Genomic DNA, 7770 nt, shown 5'->3' with positions numbered 1-7770 from the left:
TGCCGGATCACTGGATGCCCGCCTTCGCGGGCATGACGAGGTTGGGGGTTGCGGTCCTTCTTTGCAGGGGATAGGCGGTTGCGCTGACTGCTCGTCACACCCGCGGAGGCGGGTGTCCAGGTGCATCGCGGGACCGTCTCGCCACGCCCGCGCGTCCCGCGAAGGCGGGTGTCCAGATTCGCCGCGAGACCGTCTCGCCACGCCTGCTCGTCACACCCGCGAAGGCGGGTGTCCAGATTCGCGGCGGGGATCGTTGCGGTTCGCGGGTGGTCGATGCCGCGTGCTGCGGACAGGTTCCCGCCGGATCACTGGATGCCCGCCTCCGCGGGCATGACGGGGTTGGGGGTTGCGGTCCTTCTTTGCAGCGGTTCGGCGGTTGCGCAGACTGCTCGTTATACCCGCGGAGGCGGTGTCCAGGGTCGTGGCGGGATTGTTGCGGTTCGGGGGTGGTTGTTGCCGCGTGCTGCGGACAGGTTCCCGCCGGAGCGCTGGATGCCCGCCTTCGCGGGCATGACGGGGTGGGGTTGCGGTGAGTTCTGGACGCAGCGCTGGGTGTCAGCCTTCGCGGGCATGACGGGGATGGGGTTGCGGTCAGTCCTGGCGGCGGCTGTTCGCAGCAGAAGAGTGCGACAGGCAGGCGGCCGTCATGCCGGAGTGGCCTGCAGCAGGCGCTCGACGTAGCGGGCGATGCTGTCCACTTCCAGATTGACGGCATCGCCGGCGCGAAGCGCGCCGAGCGTGGTCTGCGCCAGCGTGTGCGGGATCAGGTTGACGGAAAACCCCGTTTCGTCGACAGCGTTGACGGTCAGGCTGACGCCATCGACGGTGATCGAGCCCTTGACGGCGATGTAGCGGCGCAGCGCTTGCGGCGCAGCGAAGGTGAAGCGTTCGGACAGGCCGTCCGCGGTCCGTGCGCGCAGGCTGCCGATGCCATCGACATGGCCGCTGACCAGGTGGCCGCCGAGGCGGTCACCGGCGCGCAGCGCGCGCTCGAGGTTCACGCCATCGCCGACGTCGCGCCGGCCCAGCGTGGTCAGGCGCAGCGTCTCACCGGACACATCGGCATGGAATCCCTGCGCGGTGATCGCGGTGACGGTGAGGCAGACGCCGCTGACGGCGATGCTTTCGCCGAGCTGGAATGGATCGCCGGCATCGGCCAGCGCACCGCTGGCGACCTGCAGGCGCACGCCGCCTTCGTGCGGTACGGTCGATTCGATGCGTCCGACGGCGGTGACGATGCCGGTGAACATGCGTGGTCAGCCCGGCGGACGCAGCAGCAGGCGCAGGTCGCCGCCGACGGTGCGCACGTCGTGCCAGTGCCAGTGCGCGGCATCGTCGAGCGCGGCCAGCGCCGGCAGGTTGACCAGTCCGCGCGCCTGGTGGCCGAGCAGGCGCGGCGCCACGTACAGCAGCAGTTCGTCGCAGAGTCCGGCGGCGATGAAGGCGCCGGCCAGCGTGGCGCCGGTTTCGACCTGGACTTCGTTGCAGCCGCGGCGCGCCAGTTCGGCCATCGCCGCCTGCAGGTCGAGGCGGCCGTCGTTCTCGGCAACGGCGACACGGTCCACCTGCGCGAAATGCGCAGCGTTGCGCGCGTCGGGCGCGTGGATGAACAGCGTCGGCACGCTGCCGTCGAGCAGGCGGCTGCCGGCCGGCGTCGCCAGGCCGTTGTCGAGGACAACGCGCAGCGGCGGCACGAATGCCGGCTGCGGCGCATCGCCAGCTTCAGGAATCTCCCAGCGCACGGTCAGCGAGGGATCGTCGGCACGCACGGTGCCGCTGCCGGTGAGCAGCGCGCTGCTGCGCGCCCGCCAGCGCATGACGTCGGCGCGCGCTTCCGCACCGGTGATCCACTTGCTGCGGCCATCCGCCAGCGCGGTGCGGCCATCGAGCGTCGTGCCGAGCTTGATGCGCAGCCAGGGTCGGCCGCGTTCGATGCGCGAGAAGAAGCCGCGGTTGAGGTCGCGCGCGGCGGCGCTCATCAGGCCGACATCGACCTGGATGCCGGCGGCACGCAGGCGCGACAGGCCTTCGCCCTCGCCCTGCATGCGGTCCTCGCAGGCGACGACGACGCGGGCGACGCCGGCGGCAATCAGCGCGTCCACGCACGGCGGCGTGCGGCCATGCGTGGCGCAAGGTTCCAGTGTCACGTAGGCGGTTGCGCCGCGCGCACGCTCGCCCGCGGCGGCCAGTGCATGCACTTCCGCGTGCGCTTCGCCGGCACGCTCGTGCCAGCCCTCGCCGACGGTTTCCCCGCCGTGCGCCAGCACGCAGCCGACGGCGGGATTGGGCCGCGTCGTGTACAGGCCGCGCTCGGCCAGGCGCAATGCGCGCGCCATGTGGGCGTGGTCGGTGGCGGTGAACAGAACCGCTGTCGTCATGCGCTGCGTCCTTTCCTGCGCGTGCCCTCGCCCACTGGCACCGGTTCGTCGAGCAGCGTCATCTGCTTGCCTTCCAGCACCGGGATCTCGCGCTCAAGGCGTTCGATTTCCTCGCGGAAGGCCTGCACGTCCTCGAAGCGGCGATACACCGAGGCGAAGCGGACGAAGGCGACCTGGTCGATGGGCCGAAGCGCTTCCATGATCCAGTCGCCGAGGCGGCGCGAGGGAATCTCGCGGTCGGCGCTGCGGCGCAGGGACTCGATGATCTTGGCGACGACGACGTCCACCGCGTCGGTGGCGACCGGGCGCTTGTGCAGCGCCAGCTCCAGGCCGGCGCGCAGCTTGCGCTCGTCGAACTGCTCGCGGCGACCGTCCTGCTTGACGATCGCCGGCAGCTTCAGCTCGGCGGTTTCAAAGGTGTTGAATCGTTCGCTGCAGGCCGGGCATTCGCGGCGACGGCGCACCGTCGCGCCATCCTCGCTCAGGCGCGAGTCGATGACGCGGGTGTCTTCATGCTGGCAGAAGGGACAATGCATCCGCGCTGCGTGCCGGCGCCGCCGCTCAGCCGTAGACCGGGAAGGCCTTGCACTGGGCCGAGACCTTCTCGCGCACGGCGGCAATCACGGCCTCGTCTTCGGGCGCATCCAGCACGTCGCACAGCCAGTTCGCCAGCTCGCTGCAGTCGGCCTCGCGGTAGCCGCGCGTGGTCACCGCCGGCGTGCCGATGCGCAGGCCGGAGGTCACGAACGGCTTCTGCGGATCGTTCGGCACCGCGTTCTTGTTCACCGTGATGTGGGCGCGACCCAGTGCTTCCTCCGCGGCCTTGCCGGTCACGCCCTTGCCGATCATGTCGACCAGCATCAGGTGGTTGTGGGTGCCACCGGAAACGATCTTGTAGCCGCGCTCGATGATGACCTTCGCCATCGCCTGCGCGTTCTTCACGACCTGCTGCTGGTAGGCCTTGAATTCGGGCGCCAGCGCCTCCTTGAAGGCCACGGCCTTGGCGGCGATGACATGCATCAGCGGGCCGCCCTGGATGCCAGGGAAGACGATGCCCTGCAGCTTCTTCTCGATCTCCTCGGCAGCATCGCCCATGCCGGCCCGGCTGGCGACGATGATGCCGCCGCGCGGTCCGCGCAGCGTCTTGTGCGTGGTCGAGGTCACGACATGCGCGTGCGGCAGCGGGCTCGGATAGACCCCGGCGGCCACCAGGCCGGCGACATGCGCCATGTCCACGAACAGGTAAGCGCCGACCTTGTCGGCGATGGCGCGGAAGCGCGCCCAGTCCACCACCTGCGAATACGCCGAGAAGCCGGCGACGACCATCTTCGGCTTGTGCTCCAGCGCCAGCCGCTCGACCTCGTCGTAGTCGATCATGCCGGCATCGTTGACGCCGTACTGCACGGCATTGAACAGCTTGCCGGACACGTTCACCTTGGCGCCGTGCGTGAGGTGGCCACCGTGCGCCAGCGACATGCCGAGGATGGTGTCGCCCGGCTGCAGCAGCGCCAGGTACACGGCCTGGTTGGCCTGCGAGCCCGAGTGCGGCTGCACGTTCGCGTAGTGGGCGGTGAACAGCTCCTTCACGCGGTCGATGGCCAGGCGCTCGGCGACATCGACGTGCTCGCAGCCGCCGTAGTAGCGCTTGCCCGGATAGCCCTCGGCGTACTTGTTGGTCAGCACGCTGCCCTGCGCCTCGAGCACGCAGGGACTGGCGTAGTTTTCCGAGGCGATCAACTCGACGTGGTCTTCCTGCCGCTGCGCTTCGGCGGCGATCGCAGCAGCCAGTTCGGGGTCGAATCCGGAAATGGAACAATCCTTGGAAAACATGCCGGCAGGTCCTCGGGAGGAAAGCGCCCATGATAGCGTGTTGCACTGCACTTGGACTTCCCGCCGACGCCGATGACCGCCGCCACCCCATCCCCCGCCAGCCAGCGCTACGACCAGGCACGTGCCGCCTTGCCGCCCGGGCACCCGGCACGGGTGACGGCGGCGGAAATGCGCGCGATGGCTGGCGGCAATGCCGTTGCCTGGCTGGACCTGGGGTTCGAGCAGTTCAGTGCATTCCGTTTCGATCGCGGCCATGCGGCGTTGAACGAATCGCTGAAGCGCGATGGCCAGTTGCTGGCCGCGCACTGGCTTCGCTTCCAGTACCCACTGTCGCCGGCACCGCTGAGCACAGCACATGCCCGGCAGTACCGTGAATACTGGTCGGCCGGCCTGGCCGCGTTCGAGGCGCTGGACTTCCGCCATCCGCACTTGCGCGCGCAGGCCTGGGGCTGCGTTGGCTCCTGCACGGCGTTCTACCGCCACTACATCGACGACGACCTGCGCGCCGAACAGGCGCGTTACGGCCGCCTGCTGAACCGGATGATGGCGGTGCTGGACGCCGGCGAACCGCCGCGACCGATGCGCAGCGAACGCCGCCGCATCCTGGTGTGCTCGGCCTACCTGTACCAACACACGGTGGCGCGGCTGTTCCTGCCGCTGTTCGAGGCACTGGATCGTGAACGGTTCGACCTGCACATCGCCCACTTCGGCAGCGACGACGACGCGATGACCGCACGCGCCCGGGCGACGGGGACGTTTCATGGACCGCGCAATGCCAGCGCCTGGCGAACGCTGATCCGGACGCTGGCGCCCGACGTGATCGTCTATCTCGACCTGGGCATGCACCCCTTCGCCCAGGGACTGGCGGCACTGCGCCTGGCACCGGTGCAGTGCTCATTGTGGGGCCACCCGGTTACCTCTGGCCTGCCGACGATCGACTACGCACTCAGCCCGGACGCATTCGAACCGGCAAATGCGCAGGACCACTACACGGAGAGGCTGGTCCGCCTGCCCGGTTTCGGCCACGGCCTGGACCCCATCGACACCGGCGCGCAAACGGTGGCGACCGACCGGCGCGAGGCGACCGACCTGCTGTGCGCGCAAAGCATCTACAAGCTGATGCCCGAACAGGACGAGGTGTTCGCCCGCATCCTGGCGCAGGTGCCGGGCACGCGCCTGCACCTGATCCCGCATCAGGACGAAAGCGTGCGCCAGTGGCTGCTGGCACGCATGCGGCCGCGCCTGCTGGAGCACGGCGTGGATCCGGACACCCGCGTGGTGCTGCATGGTTACCGACCGCTCGCCGAATTTCTGGCGCTGGCCGACGGTTGCGCGGTCAATCTCGACGCCATCGGCTGGTCCGGCGGCATGAGCGCCATCGACCTGCTCCGGCGCGGCATTCCCACCGTCACACTGACCGGCCAGACCATGCGCACCCGGCAGACCGCCTGCCTGTTACGCCACGCCGGCCTGCCCGAACTGGTCGCGAACGACGTGGACGGCTATGTCACCACCGCCGTCGCCCTGGCCACGCAACCGGCATTGCGGGAACGGATCGGCCAGCACCTGCTCGACCATGGCGACGGCGGACACGACAGGCAGGCGGTGATCGCGGCGCTGTCGCAGTTCCTCGCCAACTGCCAGCCGCCTCAAGACCATTCCGTGCCGGCGTAGCCGTTCCCTGCAATAATACGCGGCCTTCGTGTTTCGACTGGCGCCCGCCTGGCGCCGCCTCCGCCTGTCCGAGAGCCACCATGCAATACATCTACACCATGATCGGGGTGAGCAAGACCGTTCCCCCCAGGCGCGAGATCATCAAGGACATCTCGCTGAGCTTTTACCCCGGCGCGAAGATCGGCCTGCTGGGCCTGAACGGCGCCGGCAAGTCCACCGTGCTGCGGATCATGGCCGGCGTCGACAAGGACTACCAGGGCGAGGCGCGGCCACAACCGGACATCAAGATCGGCTACCTCGAACAGGAACCGCAGCTGGACCCGGAAAAGACCGTGCGTGAAGCCGTCGAGGAAGGCCTGGGCGAAATCCTCAACGCGCAGGCCGCGCTGGACCAGGTCTATGCCGCCTATGCCGAGCCGGACGCCGATTTCGACAAGCTGGCCGCCGAGCAGGCCCGCCTGGAAGCCATCCTCGCCAGCGGCGACGCGCACATGATGGAGCAGCAGCTGGAAATCGCCGCCGACGCCCTGCGCCTGCCGCCCTGGGACGCGAAGGTCGGCAACCTGTCCGGCGGCGAGAAGCGCCGCGTCGCGCTGTGTCGCCTGCTGCTGTCCAAGCCGGACATGCTGCTGCTGGACGAACCGACCAACCACCTGGACGCCGAATCGGTGGAGTGGCTGGAGCAGTTCCTGACCCGCTTCCCGGGCACCGTGGTGGCCGTCACCCATGACCGCTACTTCCTGGACAACGCCGCCGAGTGGATCCTCGAGCTCGACCGCGGCCGCGGCATTCCCTGGAAGGGCAACTATTCCGAGTGGCTGGCGCAGAAGGATGCGCGCCTGAAGCAGGAAGAGAACCAGGAAAAGGCGCGGCAGAAGGCGATCGCCCGCGAACTGGAGTGGGTGCGCCAGGCCGCCAAGGGCCGCCAGTCCAAGGGCAAGGCCCGCCTGGCCCGCTTCGAGGAGCTGAACTCGGTCGAGTACCAGCGTCGCAACGAAACCAACGAGATCTACATTCCGCCCGGCGAGCGCCTGGGCGACAACGTGATCGAGTTCGTCAACGTCAGCAAGGCCTTCGGTGACCGCCTGCTGATCGACGACCTGAGCTTCAAGATTCCGCCGGGCGCGATCGTCGGCATCATCGGTCCGAACGGCGCCGGCAAGTCGACGCTGTTCCGGATGATCACCGGCCAGGAACAGCCGGACAAGGGCGAAGTGAAGATCGGCCCGACGGTTAACCTGGCCTACGTGGACCAGAGCCGTGGCGCGCTGGAAGGCAAGAACAACGTCTGGCAGGAAGTGTCGGGCGGCTCGGACATCCTCAACATCAACGGCGTGGAGATCCAGTCGCGCGCCTACATCGGCCGCTTCAACTTCAAGGGCCAGGACCAGCAGAAGCTGGTCGGCACGCTGTCCGGTGGCGAGCGCGGTCGCCTGCACCTGGCGAAGACGCTGCTGCAGGGCGGCAACGTGCTGCTGCTCGACGAGCCGTCGAACGACCTGGACATCGAGACGCTGCGCGCACTGGAAGACGCCCTGCTGGAGTTCCCGGGCTGCGCGCTGGTGATCTCGCATGACCGCTGGTTCCTGGACCGCATCGCCACGCACATCCTCGCCTTCGAAGGCGACTCGCACGTCGAGTTCTTCCAGGGCAACTACCAGGAATACGAGGCCGACAAGAAGCGTCGCCTCGGTGCCGACGCGGAGCAGCCGCGGCGGATCCGGTTCAAGAAGCTGGCTTGAGGGCCGGGACCCGGGACTCGGGACTCGGGACTCGGGGAGAGTCCCGCTTTACGGGTTCTTTTCCCCGGGTGCGCTTCGCTTACCCGGGCTACATTTTTCCGTGAAGGTACGGTGCTCTTGTAGCCCGGGTAAGGCCGCAGGCCGCA

At 68.6% G+C, this 7770-nt stretch carries 6 protein-coding genes; 2 read left to right on the top strand and 4 right to left on the bottom strand.

From position 1 onward, the window contains the following. Nucleotides 1–644: 644 nt before the first annotated feature. The 4 genes from EDC25_RS03730 to glyA are packed head-to-tail and all read right to left on the bottom strand — an operon-like array spanning nt 645 to nt 4208. Complete coding sequence (locus EDC25_RS03730) at nt 645–1250, bottom strand: riboflavin synthase (RefSeq protein ID WP_123522431.1); 606 nt, start codon at nt 1248–1250, stop codon at nt 645–647. A 6-nt stretch (nt 1251–1256) separates the two neighbouring features. Continuing rightward, nucleotides 1257–2378, bottom strand: a complete 1122-nt coding sequence (ribD, locus tag EDC25_RS03725) for a bifunctional diaminohydroxyphosphoribosylaminopyrimidine deaminase/5-amino-6-(5-phosphoribosylamino)uracil reductase RibD (RefSeq protein ID WP_240639670.1) — start codon at nt 2376–2378, stop codon at nt 1257–1259. Continuing rightward, entirely contained in the window at nt 2375–2914 is a 540-nt protein-coding gene (nrdR, locus tag EDC25_RS03720) for a transcriptional regulator NrdR (protein ID WP_123522429.1), read from the bottom strand. Before nrdR ends, ribD begins: the two co-directional genes overlap by 4 nt. A 25-nt stretch (nt 2915–2939) precedes the next feature. Then, entirely contained in the window at nt 2940–4208 is a 1269-nt protein-coding gene (gene glyA / locus EDC25_RS03715) for a serine hydroxymethyltransferase (RefSeq protein WP_123522428.1), read from the bottom strand. A 72-nt stretch (nt 4209–4280) separates the two neighbouring features. Here glyA and EDC25_RS03710 point away from each other — a divergent pair, with 72 nt between their 5' ends. Both EDC25_RS03710 and ettA read left to right on the top strand, forming a co-directional pair. After that, nucleotides 4281–5882 (top strand): O-linked N-acetylglucosamine transferase, SPINDLY family protein, encoded by a 1602-nt coding sequence (locus tag EDC25_RS03710; RefSeq protein WP_123522427.1) that lies wholly within the window; start codon nt 4281–4283, stop codon nt 5880–5882. A gap of 80 nt (nt 5883–5962) precedes the next feature. Beyond that, nucleotides 5963–7624, top strand: a complete 1662-nt coding sequence (gene ettA, locus EDC25_RS03705; protein ID WP_123522426.1) for an energy-dependent translational throttle protein EttA — start codon at nt 5963–5965, stop codon at nt 7622–7624. The last annotated feature ends 146 nt before the right edge of the window (nt 7625–7770 follow it).

This window comes from Pseudofulvimonas gallinarii (assembly GCF_004343305.1).
In the GTDB taxonomy this organism is placed as follows: Bacteria; Pseudomonadota; Gammaproteobacteria; order Xanthomonadales; family UBA2363; genus Pseudofulvimonas; species Pseudofulvimonas gallinarii.
This window is presented reverse-complemented; position numbering and strand designations above follow the sequence as displayed.

Bases quoted from the DNA above. Each gene is read 5' to 3' on its own strand.
- EDC25_RS03730 (WP_123522431.1), bottom strand. From the start codon at position 1,250: ATGTTCACCGGCATCGTCACCGCCGTCGGACGCATCGAATCGACCGTA.
- ribD (WP_240639670.1), bottom strand. From the start codon at position 2,378: ATGACGACAGCGGTTCTGTTCACCGCCACCGACCACGCCCACATGGCG.
- nrdR (WP_123522429.1), bottom strand. From the start codon at position 2,914: ATGCATTGTCCCTTCTGCCAGCATGAAGACACCCGCGTCATCGACTCG.
- glyA (WP_123522428.1), bottom strand. From the start codon at position 4,208: ATGTTTTCCAAGGATTGTTCCATTTCCGGATTCGACCCCGAACTGGCT.
- EDC25_RS03710 (WP_123522427.1), top strand. From the start codon at position 4,281: ATGACCGCCGCCACCCCATCCCCCGCCAGCCAGCGCTACGACCAGGCA.
- ettA (WP_123522426.1), top strand. From the start codon at position 5,963: ATGCAATACATCTACACCATGATCGGGGTGAGCAAGACCGTTCCCCCC.